Genomic DNA, 15,090 nt, shown 5'->3' with positions numbered 1-15,090 from the left:
GGCGCCGCCGAATTGCCGCCCCCTCCTGGTACGTCGCTGCCCCCTCCCCAGCCGCCCGGCGCCGATACTGACCCCATGGCGAACGCTCCCCTGGCGCACCCCGAGATCCCCACCGCCAAGCTCAGGGCCTGGTGGGCGCACCGGCAGTGGCTGGACGGCGCCCGCGCCGGGGCCACCGCCCAGCAGGTGCTGGCCGCCACCGGCTGGGCCCGCTCGGTGGGCGGAGCGGGCCCGTACCTGGGCCTGTTCGCCCGGGCCGGGCTGGCCCGCGAGGCGGTGGACGCGGCCATCGCCTCGCTCCAGGTGCACGAGCTGCCGTCCGCCCGCGGCTGCACCTACGTCCTGCCGGCCGGTGACTTCGCCCTCGGCCTGGCCGTCGGCGCGGGCACCCCCGAGGGCGAGCTGGCGGCCGCGGCGAAGCACCTCGGGGTGACCAGGGACGAGGTCGAGAAGCTCGCCCTCGCCATCACCCACGCCCTCACCCCCGACACCCCGTTGGAACCCCTCGCGATCAGGCAGGTGGTTGGTGACGCCGTGCGCGGCCTCGGCGAGGCGGGCAGGAAGCGCGGCCAGTCGACCACCCTCCCGCTGGCGCTCGGCCTGATGCAAGCGCGCGGCCAGATCCGCCGGGTGCCCGTCAACGGCCGCCTGGACCAGCAGCGTTACGGCTACGTCAGCTGGGACCAACCGGTCGCCGGCACCGCCGCCGACCTCGCCCGCCGGTACTTCTCCTGGGCCGGCCCGGCCTCGCTCAAGCACTTCCGCTGGTTCTCCGGCTTCACCGCCGCGACCGCCAGGACGGCCGCCGCCGAGAGCGGCCTGATCCCGCTGCCCGGTACCGAGCTGCTGATGCTGCCCGAACTGGCCGAGGAGTTCGCGGACTTCACCACCCCGGCCGAGCCGCAGTACACCCTGCTGGCCGGCATCGACGGCATCCACCTGCTGCACCGCGACCTGCCCCGCCTGATCGACCCGGCCGACGCCGAACGCTCCGTCCCCGCCTCCCGGGCCGGGCACAGCTTCGGCTCCGAGGCCGACCCGCAGACGCACATCGTGCTGGACCGCGGCCGGATCGTCGGGTTCTGGGAGTACGACACCGAGCAACGGGAGATCGTCCACCAGCTGTTCGTCCCGCCGGACGCGGCGCTGCGCGAGGCCGTCGCCCGTACCGAGGCCTTCGTCCGCGACCAGCTCGGCGACGCGCGCCGCTTCAGCCTGGACTCGCCCAAGAGCCGGGCCCCGAAGATCGCCGCCCTGCGCGCCGCGGGCGCCTGATCCCCGGCGGCCGACCGCGGGCACCTGATCCCCGGCGGGCCCCCGGCGCCCGATCCCCCGGCCGGCCACGGGCCGAAGGCCGCTCCGGTACGGTCGGGGCATGTCCAGCGAGGTCGTACTGATCACCGGCGCCGGCCGTGGTATCGGCGCCGCCACCGCCCGGCTCGCCGCCCTGCGCGGCTACCACGTCTGCGTCAACTACCGCGCCGAGGCCGAGGCCGCCGAGGCCGTGGCCGCCGGGATCCGGACGGCCGGCGGCACGGCCATCGCCGTCCGGGCCGACGTCAGCCGCAGCGCCGAGGTCGACCGGCTCTTCGCCACCATCGACGCCGAACTCGGCCCGCTCACCGCCCTGGTGAACAACGCCGGCACCCTGGAGCAGCAGTCCCGCTTGGACGCCCTCGACGAGGAGCGGCTCACCCGCATCTGGGCGGCCAACATCACCGGCCCGTTCCTGTGCGCGGCCCAGGCCGTCCGCCGGATGTCCACCCGGTACGGCGGCCGCGGCGGCGCGATCGTCAACGTGGGCTCGGCGGCGTCCCGGCTCGGCTCACCCAACGAGTACGTCGACTACGCGGCGTCCAAGGGCGCCATCGACTCGATGACCCGCGGACTGGCACTGGAGGTGGCAGGCGAGGGCATCCGGGTCAACACCGTCCGCCCGGGGCTGATCCACACCGGCATCCACGCCCTGGGCGGCGAACCGGGCCGCGTCGACCGAGTGGCGCCGAACCTCCCGATGGGGCGAGGCGGGCAGCCCGAGGAGGTGGCCGAGGCCATCCTGTACCTGCTCTCGCCGGCCTCCTCCTACTCCACCGGCGCCTTCATCGATGTCGCCGGCGGCCGCTGACCCGGCCACCTCCCTCCCAACCGCCCTCCTCCCACTTCCCCGATCTGCCCGCCCGGCCGGGCCCGCGCGCCTACCGTTGGCCTCATGACCGATCGCGAGCCCGACGCAGCCCCCGCCGACGACGCCGCCTCCGCCTTCATCGACATCCCCGGCGTCCGCAACTTCCGCGACGCCGGGGGCATCGGGGCGCTGCGCCCCGGCCGCCTCTACCGCTCCGGCTCCCTCCACCACCTCACCCCCGAGGGCGCGCAGCGGCTCAAGGCCCTGGGCGTGCGGAGTGTCATCGACCTGCGCAGCCCCGCCGAACTGGAGACCCGGCCCGACCTCCACCACGGCCTCGACCCGGTCGCCCTCAACCTCCCCACCTTCCCCGCCGACCGCACCGGTGGCGACCACCCGTGGCCCGAGGAGCAGGCCGAGCTCTACCCCTTCATGGCCGAGCACGGCGGCCCCTCCATCGCCGCCACCGTCCGCCACCTCGCCACCCCGGGCGCCCTCCCCGCCCTCGTCCACTGCGCCGTCGGCAAGGACCGCACCGGCCTGACCATCGCCGTCATCCAGTCCCTCCTCGGCGCCTCCGCCACCGAGATCACCGCCGACTACCTCCACTCCAACGCCGGCCTCGGCCTCCTCGCCGGCCCCACCCCCTACATCGACGAATCCGGCGCCGAACGCACCTCCCGCCCCGTCACCGCCGCCCTCCTCCACTCCTCCCTCCACTGGATCCACACCCACCACACCTCCATCCCCGCCTACCTGCGCTTCCACGGCGTGACGGACCCGGAGCTCGCCGCTCTGCGTGAGTCCCTGACCGGTGAATAGCCAAACGAAGTCCAGCAAATCGGACAATCGCGGCGATTTCTAAGCACTGGATTACCATCGCCGGCCCGCCGGTGGTGGCCCACGGATTGCTGATCAAGACTGGGAGAACAAGGGAAATGCGGCACTGCTCCGCAGCTACCAGAAGGGCTATCCGGTAAGGATCATCCGTGGCAGCGAAGGAGACCCGCTCTACTCCCCCTCTCAGGGCTACCGCTACGACGGCCTCTACCAGATCAACTCTGCGCTCCAGGTCAAGGGGCGCTCTGAATACACCATCTGCCAATTCAAGATCAGTCGCCTGCCCTATATCCAGCAGGAGCTGTCACCGATCGAGAATGCCTTCGCGGCAGCGCTCCTTTCCCCCGAGGGAGACGCCGAGCTGCCCGCCAGCAAGACGTACTCGGTGCAACGAATAGTGCGCTCATCCGCGGTCGCGCGTCGGGTCAAGGAATGGCACAACCACACCTGTCAGGTCTGTGCAGTACGCCTCATTGGACCCGACGGCACCCCCTATAGCGAGGGCGCTCACATCAGGGCCCTCGGCAAGCCGCATCGCGGTCCCGACATTGAGTCCAACATTCTCTGCCTCTGCCCGAATTGCCATGTCCGCTTTGATCTCGGCGCCATCTACATCGATGCCGAGTTCAACGTGGTGGACCGTTCAGCAAACCATGCGCTGGTGGGCGATCTGCGTCGAGACAAGCGCCACGAGATTCGACCGACGTTCCTCAAGCACCATCGAGAGCGGTGGCCGCACGACTAGACCTCCTGCACCCGCTCCAGGTGTCACCACTGGGTGGGGGTGCCTGAAGGCGTCGTACATCCACAAGACGAACACGAGGTCGAAGACGAGTGCCGGCGGGCTGACGCGCAGGGCGGTCCCGGTGGTGTGGTCAACTGCGTGGCCGGTGGCGTGGTGACTGGCGCGCTCGGCGGCGGTCACCGCGCGAGTATGGATCACCGGGCTGACCGGAGTGGGCAGTTCGCCTCACGATCTGTCAGGCAATCTGGGCGGCAGCCGGTGGGACGGCGGTACGCGCGCGGCGGCGGCGCGCCTATGCTGCCTGGATGGTGTCCGATCCCATTCACTCGAACGACAGGACCGAGACCGCTGCCGCGGGCCAGAGCGCCATGGGGGCGGTGATCGACGCGCTGGAGCACGCCGTCGTGAGCGGGGACCCTGCGGCCTTCGAGGCCGCCGTCGGGCCGGTGCAGCAGGCGTTGCAGGGCGCCGGGCCGGCCGAGGCCGCCGAGGCCGGGCCACGGCTGGCCGGGCTGCTCGGCGAGGTGCCGGCCTGGCCCAGGGCCTTCCTGGCCGTGATGACCGGGGCCTGTGTCGAACGCGGCGCGGACCCGCTGGCCTGCGCCGGCCCGATCCTCGGCGGGACGCGCCGGGCGCTCGAAGCCGCGCTGCTGCTCACTGAGTTGTGGAAGCGGACCGGCGGCGGCGAACTCCCCGATCCCGAGCAGGACGACCCGGGTGAGGCCATGGCCCGGCTCGGCGGACCGGCCTCGCCCAGGGCCGAGCGGGCCGTGACCGGCTGGTGGACCGTCCACCTCTGGGAGATGGCCGCCAACGCCGTACTCGCCCACGCGCCCGTCCGGCTGTCGGCCGCCGCGCACGGCGTCCGCGAGGTCCTGCTCGAACTGGCCAGCAGCTACGGCGAGGTGGGGCCCGAGATGAAGTGCCTGGTGCACTCCGCGAAGACCCTGGACGACGAACCACTGCTGGTGCTGCACCGGCCGACCGGCACGGGATACCGGCTGCGGATGAGCGGGCTGACCGACACCTTCCAGTTGCACACGCTGCTGGCCGATGTGCTGATCGGCGGCGGCCACCTGCCGGGGACGGCGCCCGACCCGGAGGTCGTGGCCGTGTCCCGGGACACCGATCTGGCACCGGGCCGACGCCTGCTCACCGGCGGCTCGTTCAACCTGGTCGCCATGGACGGGACGTGGATCTGGAACGAGGGCGCGCCGATCGACATCCCGGTGGTGGACGGCATCCGCATTTTGGTGCTTGATCCGCCGCCGTACGAGCGGAGCTGGCCGGCCGGCCGGCTCATCCCGGCCATCGCCGGCGACCTGGTGTTGGAGCGGGTCCTGCCGGCCGCCGAGGCCGCGGCCCTGCTGGCGAAGGCGGCACCCGGCTCGCAGTTCGGTCAGTGACGGGGGTGGAGGAAGGCCGGGCCGGTCCCGGGGGCGCAGCCCAAGGTCACGCGCCCGGCCCGGCCCGGGCGAGCGCAGCCGGGCTATCGTCGGACGAGCAGCGCAGAGCAGAGCAGCAGCAATCAGCGGCCGGAACATCGGGGGTCGGGCGGAGAGCCCGGCCCGTCGGCCCGATCCTGGAGTGGACGATGGCGAAGATCCCGACCGCGCTCGTCGCGGCGACCGGCCTGATCGGCGGCTACGGCGTGGCCCGTTGGAGCGGAAGGCGCGAGCTCGGCGGCGCGGTACTCGCGGCGGCGGGCTCCACCGCCGCCGTCCAGTGGCAGCGCCAGGTGGGCACGGCCGGTGCCGCCGCGCTCACCGGGCTGTACGTGGCGGCCTTCGGCGGCTCACACCCACTGGCGAAGAAGATCGGCGCCTGGCCGGCCGTCCTCACCGTCACCGGGGTGGTCGCCGCGACCTCCACCGCCGTGACCGCCGCCGCGAACCGCCGGGACTGACCCCGACGGCCGGGCGGCCGCACCGCGGCCGCGCCGTAAACCGCACGTCCCGCGTCTCACCCCCACGTCTCAGGCACCACGCCGGACACCTGACGTCGTACCTGACGTCGCACCTGCCCCGGCGCCTGACGCCGCGCCGAAGCGGGCCTCGAACGCGGACCGGTTGGCCGACACCGGTGTGCGGTCCCAGACCGCGAACACCACCCGGTCGAAGGCCGCGCCGTACCGCTCCAAGGCCGCGTCGAAGGCTGCCGCCACCTGCGCCGGGTCGTTACGGAACACCCCGCAGCCCCACGCGCCCAGCACCAGCTCCCGGACGCCGTGCTCCGCCGCCACCGCGAGCACCCGCAGCGCACGCTCCTCCAGCACCCCGCTGACGTCCGTACCGGGCCGGCGGAGCTCCAGCTGGCCGGCGTTGGGCGCGGGCGAGGTCAGGAACGCGACCTCGTACGGCTGCGCCAGCAGCTCGCCCGCCTCGCCCCGGATCACCGGCACACCCGGCGAGAAGATCACCCGGTGGCTGTACCGCAGGTCACTGGAGGCCCGGTGCGCCTCGTAGTAGTCGCGCGCCTCCAGCAGGCAGGTGTACAGCAGCGCGCTGCGGCAGACGTCCTCCTCCTGGGCCTTGGCTCCCCGCAGGTACCCGCCGCCCGGGTTGCGCGCGGACGCGAAGTTCAGCACCCCGACCCGGCCCGCACCGGCCGCCACCAGCCGCCGCGCGGCCTGCATGCTCCCCTCGGCGGTGACCTCGACCGCCTTCGCGCCGGGGCCCGGCGCCCCCTTCGCCAGCAACTCGTCCAGCCCCTCGGGCGCGTACGAGCGCGTACCGGCCCGTGCGACCGCCAGCGGCTCCCGGATCTCGACGAACTCTCCCCCGGCGGCGCTGTAGAACCCCTGGCCGGCGATCTCCTCGTTCACCACGGCTACCTGATGCAGTCTGTTCATGCCCGAGACCGTACGCGCACCCGCCGCACATCCGCCACCGGTTATTCTCACCCCCAGAACAACGGCCGCGACAGCGAGGCCGGACACCGAGGACACGGCCCGCAGCACGGACGCCGCAGCAGCGGCAGCACAGCAGCAGTGCCGCAGCAGGGGTACGACGACAACGGGCCCGCCCCACCGAAGTGGAACGGGCCCGGAGTCCGGAAGCTAGCGAGCGTCAGCTCTTCCAGCGCGGCTTGCGGTCGCCGCCGTTGAAGCTGCCGCCGCGGTTGTCGCGGTCACCGAACGAACGGCCGCCGCGGTCATCGCGGTTGAAGCCACCGCCGGCACCCTGCGGGCGGCCACCGGAGCGGTGGTCGTCCCGACGGGAGAACGGACGGCTGCTGCTGCCGCGCTCGTCACGGTCGCCGAACGGGCGGGCCGGACGGTCACCGAAGGAGCGCGCCGGGCGGTCGCCGAACGAGCGGGTGCCGCGGTCGTCGCGGTCGCGGTTGAAGCCGCCACCACGGTTGTCACGGTCACCGAACGAACGGGCCGGACGGTCGTCGCGGTTGAAACCACCCGAACGGGTGCCGCGGTCGTCACGGTCACGGTTGAAGCCGCCACCACGGTTGTCACGGTCACCGAACGAACGGGCCGGACGGTCGTCGCGGTTGAAACCACCCGAACGGGCACCACGGTCGTCACGGTCACGGTTGAAGCCGCCACCACGGTTGTCACGGTCACCGAACGAACGGCCGCCACGGTCATCGCGGTTGAAACCACCCGAACGGGCACCACGGTCGTCACGGTCACGGCCGGAGCCGCCACGGCTGTCACGGTCGCCGTAGGACGGACGCTCGGCGCGAGCCTCGCGGTAGGCCGGCACGCGCTCCTCGGCGGCGGCCGGAGCGGCCACCGTCTCGGCAGCGGACTCGGCCGAGGCCTGCGCCGGCTCCGCCGACTCGGCCGGAGCCTCGTCCTCGATGCCCAGCTCGGCCCGCTCGCGCGCCGCACGGGCGGCGAGGCGGTCGGCCTCCTCGCGCAGCTCGGTGGCGCGACGCTGCGCGCGCTCCAGCTGGCGGGTCATGTCGGCGATCTCACGCTCGGCGGCACCGGCGATGCCGGCGGCGCTCTCGGCCTGGACCTCGATCAGCGAGCGAGCGCCGGTGATCTTGGCGACCTCCGGGTCGAAGGCGTGGTCGAGGATGTGGCGCGAGGCGTCCACGCCCGCGTCCTCCATCAGACGGAACACGCCACGGCGCTGGTGCGGCAGCACGAGCGTCACGACGGCGCCGGAGCGGCCTGCGCGGGCCGTACGGCCGGAGCGGTGCAGGTAGTCCTTGTGGTCACCGGCCGGGTCCACGTTGAGGACCAGGTCGATGCCGTCGACGTGGATGCCACGCGCGGCGACGTCGGTCGCGACGACGACGTTGACGTAGCCGTCCTTGAAGTCGCCCAGCACCCGGGTACGGGCGCCCTGGGTCATGCCGCCGTGCAGCGCGTCGGCCTTCACACCGGCCTCGATGAGCTGCTCGGCGACGCGGTCGGCGCCCATCTGGGTGCGGACGAAGATGATCGTGCGGCCCTTGCGGGCGGCGATCGCGTTGGTGATCGGCGCCTTGTCCTTGGGCTTCACCACGAGGATGTGGTGGGTCATGGTGGTGACCGCACCGGCCGACGGGTCGACCTCGTGGGTGACCGGGTTGGTCAGGTAGCGCTTGACCAGGCCGTCGATCTCGTTCTCCAGGGTGGCGGAGAACAGCAGGCGCTGGCCGCCGGCCGGCACCTGGTCGAGGATCTCGGTGACCTCGGGCAGGAAGCCCATGTCGGCCATCTGGTCGGCCTCGTCGAGGACCGTGATCTGGACGTCGGCGAGCTTGGCGCTGCCGCGGTTGATCAGGTCGCGCAGACGGCCGGGGGTGGCGACGAGGACGTCCACGCCGCGCTCCAGCGCGTAGATCTGGTTCGACATCGAGGTACCGCCGCAGACGACCTTCAGCTTCAGGCCGAGCACCGAGCCGAACGGCTCCAGGGCGTCGGCCACCTGCATGGCCAGCTCACGGGTCGGGACGAGGATCAGGCCGCGCGGGTGCTTGGGCTTGGTGCGCTCGCCGCCGGCGAGGCGGGTGAGCAGCGGAAGGCCGAAGCTGAGGGTCTTGCCGGAGCCGGTACGGCCACGGCCCAGGACGTCCTTGCCGGCCAGCGCGTCCGGGATGGTCGCGGCCTGGATCGGGAAGGGGGTGGTGACGCCGCGCTTGGCGAGGGCACGCACGACGTCGTCGTGCAGGCCCAGGTCGCCGAAGGTGACGGTGGGCTCGGCCGGCTCGGTGAGCTCCTCGGCCTCGACCTCGACCTCGTCGGCCGCGGCGGTCTCGACCTCGACCGCGGCGATCTCGGCGATCTCGGCGACGTCGACGGTCTCGACATCGGAGGTGGTGGTGGCGGGGACATCGGCGGCGGACTCGCTCGCGGGCATGGCGAAGCGGTCGTCGTCAACGAGAGACATGCAAAACCTTCCGGAAGTGGCACGCGCCTAAGTCCGGGGTTCTGTTCACAACCGCCTCTATGCGGTCAGCCACGGATCGCCGGAACGCGCCAAGGGCGCCAGATGGGAATAGGGCGCCAATCAAATGGATCAAACTAACGATCTACCACCATAGACGAACCTCGGGATCAAAGGCAAATGTCCTGGCCAGATCGCTAATGGCCGACCGATCCCGGACTCGAGGCCGATGATCCGGAGCTGCCGGAGTTGCCGGAGTTACTGGGCGACGGCTCAGGGGCTGATGTGGCAGGCGGGGCGGATGCCGAGTGCTCGGGGGCCGGGCTCGCGCTGGGCTGGGCCGCGCTGGGGCTGGCGGCCGGTGAAGCCGCCGGGCCCCCGCCGGGCCCCGCGGTGACCCCGCCCGCACCGCCGCCGGTACCGCCCGGGCCACCGTTGCCGCCGGAGCCGCCCGTAGTGCCGGAACCGCCCGTGCCGCCCGCCCTGTTGCCCCCGCCGGCCGAGGGGGCGGGTGTGGGTCCGCCGCCGGGGTGCGCCACGGGGCTCACGCCGGCACCCGCGCCCCCGGCGGCGTTGCCTGCCGTCGCGGCCCCCGAGCCGGCCTCACCGGGCGCCGTACCGGGTACCGGCACCGCGCCGACCGCCGCGCCCGTCCCGCCCGGCACCCCGGAGCCCTCGCCGGCCGCCGGGGTCGCCACCGACGCCACGCTGCTGCTCTCACCCTGCGCGCCGCCCGTGTGCTCCGTACGCCCCCCGGCCGCCTTGCCCGCCGTCTGACCGGCGGAGGCGCCACCCGCCTTGCCGGACGGGCCCACCTGCCCGACCGGGACCGTCCCGTGCTGGTCCGAACTGGCGCCCACCGACATGCACCCGGTCAGCCCCAGGCCGGCCATCGCCAGGGCCGCCACGGCCCGTACCCGCCGAGCCCGCGCCGACGCTGCCCGCCGGGCGGCCCGGGCCGCCTCACCCGACTGCACCAGCTGCACCACCTGACCCACCGGCGCCGACCGACCTGACCGACCTGACCGAACCGAACGAATCGTCGTCACGAGCTCCCTCTCCACCGCCCAGCCAGGCCGCTCGCTGCAGACGGCCGCTTCCGGTGCCCAACGCGCGCGCGACCGACGGGGACACGGGCGCGCGCCCAGGAGGGTGGCGGGCCGGGGACCGGGGCGCAGCAGCCCGGGCCGGGCCGGAAGCACTCCGCCCCGCAACGCCCCGCCCGGGTTCACCCCCAGATGCCGCGCGCCAGCCCCGCCCCCGCGTACACCGCGGCCAGCCCGCCCACGACGCTGCCGACCACGTTCGCCGCCGCGTACAGCCGCGCCCCGCCCTCCGCCAGCCGCAGCGTCTCGTACGAGAACGTCGAGTACGTGGTGAGCGCCCCGCACAGCCCGGTCCCGAGCAGCAGCTGGACCCGTGAGGACGCGGCCCCGGCGGTCACGGCACCGGTGACCAGCCCCAGCACCAGGCAGCCCACGAGGTTGACCGTGAACGTGCCCCACGGGAACACCGAGTCGTGCCGCGACTGGACCGCGCGGTCGGTCAGGTACCGCAGCGGCGCGCCGACCAGCGCGCCCGCCACCACCAGCAACCAGTTCACCCGCCCACCGCCGGCCGCCCCGCGTACCGGACCACCTCGCAGTGGTCGAGCATCACCAGCCCCTCCGCCACCAGCTCCTCCAGCTGCGGCAGGAACGCCCGCACCGGCTCCTCCCGGTCCACGATCACCACGGCGACCGGCAGGTCCGCGCTCAGCGAGAGCAGCCGTGAGGTGTGCACCAGCGAGGAGGCGCCGAAGCCCTCGATGCCCCGGAACACACTCGCACCCGCCAGCCCCGCCGCCCGCGCCCGGTGCACGATCTCGCTGTACAGCGGCCGACGGTGCCAGGTGTCGTCCTCCCCCACGAAGATCGTCACCCGCAGGGCGGGCCCGCCGAGCCTGGCCGCCCCGGACTCCCGCTGGCCGGCCCCGGCCCCGGCCGTACCTGCCCCCGAGGCCGGCCCGTGGCGGCGACCGCGACCGCGCCCGCGCCCGCGCTCGTTCACCGCACCCGCCCCAGCACCAGACGACGTGTCAGCCCGGCCGCAGCCCACACCGCCGCCAGCGCGGCGAGCGGCGTCAGCGCCAGGTAGCCGAAGCCGAGCAACGGCCGGCCCGCCACCAGCAGGCCGCGCACATCCACCGCGTACGTGGAGAACGTGGTGAAGCCGCCCAGCACCCCCGTGCCGAAGAACGGCCGGAGCAGCGGGTGCGCCGGACGCCCCTCCGTGATCACCACCAGGAAGACGCCGATCACCGCGCACCCCGTCACATTCACCAGCAGCGTGGTCCAGGGGAACGACGCCGCGTGGGCCGTCGGCCAGAGCAGTCCGGCGCCGTACCGGGCCGCCGCCCCGAGCGCACCGCCCACCGCGACCACCGCCACCGCCGGCCCCTGCCCGCGCCACACCGGCGGCCGCCGCCGCGGCAGCGGCCCGGCCGGCGCCCGTACGGACTCCTGCGAACTCATGTCCCCATGAAACACCGGCCGCGATCACCTGGCACACCGTCATCGCAGACCCGACAATGAACCGGTGGAGATGACCCGGGAACACTTCGAGACGCTGGTCAGCGACGCCCTCGACCAGATTCCCCCGCAGCTCACGGCCATGATGGACAACGTCGCCGTGTTCGTGGAGGAGGAACCCGACCCCGCCACCCCGGATCTCCTCGGCCTGTACGAGGGCACCCCGCTCACCGAGCGTGGCGAGTGGTACGCCGGTGTCCTGCCCGACCGGATCATCGTCTACCGCGGCCCGACGCTGCGGCACTGCGAGACCCGCGAGGAGGCGGTCGCCGAGGTCCGCACCACGGTGATCCACGAGGTCGCCCACCACTTCGGCTTCGATGACCACGAGCTCGACGAGCTCGGCTGGTCCTGACCGGCGCGCGCCGGCGCCCGCACCGCCCTCCCGCCAGGCCGCTGCCCTGACCGGACCAAACCCGTTTTGGCGATCCGCCCGGGATCCCATATGCTTCTCGACGTCCCCGAACGCTGGAAATCAGCCGGACAGGCCGCAAGCCCTCATCGTCTAGTGGCCCAGGACGCCGCCCTTTCAAGGCGGTAGCACGGGTTCGAATCCCGTTGGGGGCACAGCAGTAACGTAGTAAAGTCGGCATCGCAAGATGCCGGGGCGGATTCCATCCGCACGAGGTCCTGTGGAGCAGTTGGTTAGCTCGCCACCCTGTCAAGGTGGAGGTCGCGGGTTCAAGTCCCGTCAGGATCGCTCGTCTCGCAAGAGGCGTCGCAGTACGGCCAGGTAGCTCAGTTGGTACGAGCGTCCGCCTGAAAAGCGGAAGGTCGCCGGTTCGACCCCGGCCCTGGCCACAGCTGCTGAACAGCACAAAGGCTCCACCGAGATCTCTCGGTGGAGCCTTTTGCATGCCGCGCATGCGATTCGCGCGAAGGCTTCCCAGCCCGGATGGTGGTGTGACGGAAGCACTCCGTCGGCCGGCGCGAACCCGCGCGCCGGCCGACGGAGGAGGGTGATCAGGCCTGCGAACGGCGGCGCGAGGCGGCGACCGCGCCGGCGCCCAGCAGGACGGCCGCGCCGCTCGCGGCGGCGAGCTGCCCGAGCGGGGTGGTCGAGCCGGTGGCGGCCAGCGAGCCGCCGGTGGCCTGGCCGTCCGTGAAGGGGACCGTGGTCGAGGCGGTCGTCGTGCCGGTGATGACGGAAGCGGGCACCACCGCGGCGGAGCCGGGGGCCACGGTGGCAGCCGGCAGAGTGGTACCGGAGTCGCTCTGCGCGGCCTCGGCAGGGGCCTTCGCGGCGGCCTTGTCCTTGGCGCGGGCCGTGAGCTGCCCCTCCTTCAGGAATGCCCGGACGTCCGCAAGGGTGCCGTTGAGCGCGGCGGTGCCGGCCTTCTGGACCTCGGGGCCCCCGGCCTCGATGACCTGGGAGGCATGGATCCGGTCGTCGCTGGCCCGCAGCGGCTCCAGCTCCGCCTTCAGAAAGTGCTCGACGTCCGCGGCGGTGCCGGCGAGCGCCTTCTCGGCTGCCTCCCGGACGTGCCGGCCGGTGTTCGAGTCGTCGACGACGCGCTGGACCTCGGCGCGGTTCTCGTCCTCCGCCCGGGCGATGTACTGGCCGGTCTTCAGGAACTCGCGGACATCCTCGACGGTACCGGACATCGCGGCGTTGGCGGCCTTCTGCACCGCCGGGCCACCACGAGCCATGATCTGACTGAGCAGGACCCGGTCGTCGTGCTCCGCGGCCGTCTTCAGCCCCGCCTTGAGGAAGTGCTCGACGTCCGTGGCAGTACCCGCGAGCGCCTTCTGCGCACCCTCGCGCACACCGGGTCCACTCTTCGGATCGTCGAGGATCCGCTGCACCTCGGCGCGGTTCTCGTCCTCCCCGCGGGCCGCGTACTGGCCGACCTTCAGGAAGGCGCGGAGCACCTCGATGCCGTCCGAATCGAGCGCGGCGTTGCCGGCCTTCTTCACGGTCGGACCACCGACGTTCATCATCCGCAGGATCGCGACCCGCGCGTCGTCCAGGCGGATCTTGTCCACCTCCACCGCGAGGAAGTGCGCCCGGTCCGCCGGGGCACCGGCGAGCGCAATCGCCGCATGCTCGCGGAGGTAGTCGCTCGGGGCCGTGAGCAGGTAGTCGTTCGGGTAGACGAGCAGCCTCTCGATCGCTGCCCGGTTCTCCTCGTCCGCCTTCGCCTCGGCCGGGTCGGTCTGCTCCTGCCCCGCCGGGGCGGTGTCGGCGAACGCCGGGGCGGCGCCCATGACAACGGGTGCGGCGGCCGTGGCAAGGAGGACGGCAGCAGCAAGCGAACGACGGATCTTCAACGGTCCCCCGGGATCTGAATACGAATGAGCCCCGCGTGACACCTCAGCGGTCGGCCGAGTGATCGTATAGCGACGACACCCCACCGGCGAACACATTTCCGCCACGTCCTACGCTTCGGGATCCGTCGCGCACCAGCGGGAGGGGCCGAGGGATGAGCAGCAACAACGGTTTTGGGCACTGCCCTCCGGAATCGCGACCCCGTATGCCAACTCGTATGCCAACAGCGGTGCAGTCGGAGACGCATCGGACGACAGCCACGGCCGCACCGGTACCCACCACATCACCTATGAGTTCGGGCTCCCCGATGGGCGGATCCTGCGTACTCGGGTGTCGCATCCGGTCGACCGCACCGCGTACGGCGCGAGCATGTGGGCGCACATCCTCCGCGATCAGCTGGACGTGACGGAGGACGTCTTCTGGCCGTGCGTCCTGGACGGCACGCTCCCCGATCGAGGCGAGCCTGAGCCACCACGCGAGGCACTCCCCGCAGATCTGGTCCACATGCTGATCAACCGCGTCGGGCTCGCCGAGGACCAGGTCGCCGAGCTGAACAAGGCCCAGGCGATCGCGCGACTCCAGCAGCTCTGGACCGAGGGTCAGTGACTCCAGCTGCCGGATTGCAGCCTGGGCCCACCGGTGTCCCTCGGCGTGCCCCATGCGGAAAGGACGGGCGTCAGCCCCGCAGGGCCCGGTCGTCGAGCCGGCGCAGCAGGCCGGGCAGGCGCCGGTACTGGTCACGGAGCGCGGCCAGCCGCTGCCGGAACTAGAGGGCCGCGTTCGACGTGGTCGCAGGCGTCACGGAGCTCGACCAGGAGGGCCACGGCGACGTCGTAGCGGGCCGCCTGCTCATGGGCTACGTGGTTCTCTACCTCGCGCCAGATCGCTTCCTCGTCGGCGGCCGGGGCGGTCAGCTTCTTCGCCCGTGCCTCGGCTCGAACCCGCTCGGCGCGCTGCAGGCGTTCGGTGGCTCGCGTGTGCGCTGCGTCCAGCAGTTCTGCGGCTGAGCGCTGCCCCGGCACGGTCACGGCAGGCGGTTCGCCACGCGGTCGGCGCAGGAGTTCGGCTCCCAGCTGAGGCTCATCGCCCATGGCCAGGCGCAACAGGAGATCGTTCTTCTCCGTCTCGGGAAGTGCGGCGATCAGCGGCGCCAGCTCCTTCTTCCCGGGCCGCTTTCGAGACACCGGGGCGGGCGGGCTGGCCTG

16 protein-coding genes and 3 tRNA genes are annotated in these 15,090 nt (G+C 72.8%); 11 read left to right on the top strand and 8 right to left on the bottom strand.

Annotated elements, in window-relative coordinates:
* The first annotated feature begins 75 nt into the window (after nucleotides 1-75).
* From ACIBH3_RS22405 to ACIBH3_RS22390, 4 genes are all read left to right on the top strand, one after another.
* Nucleotides 76-1,275 (top strand): DNA glycosylase AlkZ-like family protein, encoded by a 1,200-nt coding sequence (locus tag ACIBH3_RS22405; protein ID WP_396313798.1) that lies wholly within the window; start codon nucleotides 76-78, stop codon nucleotides 1,273-1,275.
* A gap of 100 nt (nucleotides 1,276-1,375) precedes the next feature.
* Nucleotides 1,376-2,125: an SDR family oxidoreductase gene (locus ACIBH3_RS22400; protein WP_396313797.1), complete on the top strand. Its 750-nt coding sequence runs from the start codon at nucleotides 1,376-1,378 to the stop codon at nucleotides 2,123-2,125.
* Between the two features lie 84 nt (nucleotides 2,126-2,209).
* Nucleotides 2,210-2,947 carry a tyrosine-protein phosphatase gene (locus tag ACIBH3_RS22395; protein ID WP_396313796.1) on the top strand — a complete coding sequence of 246 codons (738 nt, stop codon included), beginning with the start codon at nucleotides 2,210-2,212 and terminating at the stop codon, nucleotides 2,945-2,947.
* A 46-nt stretch (nucleotides 2,948-2,993) separates the two neighbouring features.
* Complete coding sequence (locus ACIBH3_RS22390) at nucleotides 2,994-3,710, top strand: YDG/SRA domain-containing protein (RefSeq protein ID WP_396313852.1); 717 nt, start codon at nucleotides 2,994-2,996, stop codon at nucleotides 3,708-3,710.
* Here ACIBH3_RS22390 and ACIBH3_RS22385 read toward each other — a convergent pair.
* Nucleotides 3,609-3,890, bottom strand: coding sequence for a hypothetical protein (locus ACIBH3_RS22385; RefSeq protein ID WP_396313795.1), 282 nt, complete (start codon nucleotides 3,888-3,890; stop codon nucleotides 3,609-3,611). The genes ACIBH3_RS22390 and ACIBH3_RS22385 overlap by 102 nt on opposite strands.
* Before the next feature lie 125 nt (nucleotides 3,891-4,015).
* On the opposite strand from ACIBH3_RS22385, the gene ACIBH3_RS22380 reads away from it, so the two are divergent.
* Together ACIBH3_RS22380 and ACIBH3_RS22375 are read left to right on the top strand one after the other, a co-directional pair.
* Nucleotides 4,016-5,116: a hypothetical protein gene (locus ACIBH3_RS22380; protein WP_396313794.1), complete on the top strand. Its 1,101-nt coding sequence runs from the start codon at nucleotides 4,016-4,018 to the stop codon at nucleotides 5,114-5,116.
* 188 nt (nucleotides 5,117-5,304) lie between these two features.
* Entirely contained in the window at nucleotides 5,305-5,616 is a 312-nt protein-coding gene (locus ACIBH3_RS22375; protein ID WP_396313793.1) for a hypothetical protein, read from the top strand.
* Nucleotides 5,617-5,685: 69 nt separating this feature from the next.
* Here the strand turns inward: ACIBH3_RS22375 and ACIBH3_RS22370 are convergent, their stop codons facing one another.
* From ACIBH3_RS22370 to crcB (ACIBH3_RS22350), 5 genes are all read right to left on the bottom strand, one after another.
* Nucleotides 5,686-6,561 (bottom strand): TIGR02452 family protein, encoded by an 876-nt coding sequence (locus tag ACIBH3_RS22370; protein WP_396313792.1) that lies wholly within the window; start codon nucleotides 6,559-6,561, stop codon nucleotides 5,686-5,688.
* A gap of 217 nt (nucleotides 6,562-6,778) precedes the next feature.
* Complete coding sequence (locus tag ACIBH3_RS22365) at nucleotides 6,779-9,049, bottom strand: DEAD/DEAH box helicase (protein WP_396313791.1); 2,271 nt, start codon at nucleotides 9,047-9,049, stop codon at nucleotides 6,779-6,781.
* A gap of 1,225 nt (nucleotides 9,050-10,274) precedes the next feature.
* Nucleotides 10,275-10,649: a fluoride efflux transporter CrcB gene (gene crcB / locus ACIBH3_RS22360; protein ID WP_396313790.1), complete on the bottom strand. Its 375-nt coding sequence runs from the start codon at nucleotides 10,647-10,649 to the stop codon at nucleotides 10,275-10,277.
* Nucleotides 10,646-10,966, bottom strand: coding sequence for a DUF190 domain-containing protein (locus ACIBH3_RS22355; protein WP_396313789.1), 321 nt, complete (start codon nucleotides 10,964-10,966; stop codon nucleotides 10,646-10,648). Before ACIBH3_RS22355 ends, crcB (ACIBH3_RS22360) begins: the two co-directional genes overlap by 4 nt.
* Before the next feature lie 125 nt (nucleotides 10,967-11,091).
* Entirely contained in the window at nucleotides 11,092-11,559 is a 468-nt protein-coding gene (crcB, locus tag ACIBH3_RS22350) for a fluoride efflux transporter CrcB (protein ID WP_396313788.1), read from the bottom strand.
* Nucleotides 11,560-11,629: 70 nt separating this feature from the next.
* Between crcB (ACIBH3_RS22350) and ACIBH3_RS22345 the strand changes: the two genes are divergently transcribed.
* The 4 genes from ACIBH3_RS22345 to ACIBH3_RS22330 all read left to right on the top strand — a co-directional run bounded on the left by ACIBH3_RS22345 (nucleotide 11,630) and on the right by ACIBH3_RS22330 (nucleotide 12,417).
* Nucleotides 11,630-11,971: a metallopeptidase family protein gene (locus ACIBH3_RS22345; RefSeq protein WP_396313851.1), complete on the top strand. Its 342-nt coding sequence runs from the start codon at nucleotides 11,630-11,632 to the stop codon at nucleotides 11,969-11,971.
* A gap of 139 nt (nucleotides 11,972-12,110) precedes the next feature.
* Nucleotides 12,111-12,183 (top strand) — tRNA-Glu (locus ACIBH3_RS22340).
* A gap of 59 nt (nucleotides 12,184-12,242) precedes the next feature.
* Nucleotides 12,243-12,316 (top strand) — tRNA-Asp (locus ACIBH3_RS22335).
* Nucleotides 12,317-12,343: 27 nt separating this feature from the next.
* A tRNA-Phe gene (locus ACIBH3_RS22330) sits at nucleotides 12,344-12,417 on the top strand.
* A 162-nt stretch (nucleotides 12,418-12,579) separates the two neighbouring features.
* Here the strand turns inward: ACIBH3_RS22330 and ACIBH3_RS22325 are convergent.
* Complete coding sequence (locus ACIBH3_RS22325; protein WP_396313787.1) at nucleotides 12,580-13,824, bottom strand: ALF repeat-containing protein; 1,245 nt, start codon at nucleotides 13,822-13,824, stop codon at nucleotides 12,580-12,582.
* A 391-nt stretch (nucleotides 13,825-14,215) separates the two neighbouring features.
* Here ACIBH3_RS22325 and ACIBH3_RS22320 point away from each other — a divergent pair, with 391 nt between their 5' ends.
* Entirely contained in the window at nucleotides 14,216-14,491 is a 276-nt protein-coding gene (locus ACIBH3_RS22320; RefSeq protein ID WP_396313786.1) for a hypothetical protein, read from the top strand.
* 131 nt (nucleotides 14,492-14,622) lie between these two features.
* Here the strand turns inward: ACIBH3_RS22320 and ACIBH3_RS22315 are convergent, their stop codons facing one another.
* Nucleotides 14,623-15,069: a hypothetical protein gene (locus tag ACIBH3_RS22315; protein ID WP_396313785.1), complete on the bottom strand. Its 447-nt coding sequence runs from the start codon at nucleotides 15,067-15,069 to the stop codon at nucleotides 14,623-14,625.
* Between the last annotated feature and the right edge of the window lie 21 nt (nucleotides 15,070-15,090).

The organism is Kitasatospora sp. NPDC050543, assembly GCF_044457565.1.
GTDB lineage: Bacteria > Actinomycetota > Actinomycetes > Streptomycetales > Streptomycetaceae > Kitasatospora.
The sequence above is the reverse complement of the archived record's forward strand: the minus strand, read 5'-3'. Positions and strand labels throughout refer to the sequence as shown.

Bases quoted from the DNA above. Each gene is read 5' to 3' on its own strand.
- ACIBH3_RS22405 (WP_396313798.1), top strand. From the start codon at position 76: ATGGCGAACGCTCCCCTGGCGCACCCCGAGATCCCCACCGCCAAGCTC.
- ACIBH3_RS22400 (WP_396313797.1), top strand. From the start codon at position 1,376: ATGTCCAGCGAGGTCGTACTGATCACCGGCGCCGGCCGTGGTATCGGC.
- ACIBH3_RS22395 (WP_396313796.1), top strand. From the start codon at position 2,210: ATGACCGATCGCGAGCCCGACGCAGCCCCCGCCGACGACGCCGCCTCC.
- ACIBH3_RS22380 (WP_396313794.1), top strand. From the start codon at position 4,016: ATGGTGTCCGATCCCATTCACTCGAACGACAGGACCGAGACCGCTGCC.
- ACIBH3_RS22375 (WP_396313793.1), top strand. From the start codon at position 5,305: ATGGCGAAGATCCCGACCGCGCTCGTCGCGGCGACCGGCCTGATCGGC.
- ACIBH3_RS22370 (WP_396313792.1), bottom strand. From the start codon at position 6,561: ATGAACAGACTGCATCAGGTAGCCGTGGTGAACGAGGAGATCGCCGGC.
- ACIBH3_RS22365 (WP_396313791.1), bottom strand. From the start codon at position 9,049: ATGTCTCTCGTTGACGACGACCGCTTCGCCATGCCCGCGAGCGAGTCC.
- crcB (WP_396313788.1), bottom strand. From the start codon at position 11,559: ATGAGTTCGCAGGAGTCCGTACGGGCGCCGGCCGGGCCGCTGCCGCGG.
- ACIBH3_RS22345 (WP_396313851.1), top strand. From the start codon at position 11,630: ATGACCCGGGAACACTTCGAGACGCTGGTCAGCGACGCCCTCGACCAG.
- ACIBH3_RS22325 (WP_396313787.1), bottom strand. From the start codon at position 13,824: ATGGGCGCCGCCCCGGCGTTCGCCGACACCGCCCCGGCGGGGCAGGAG.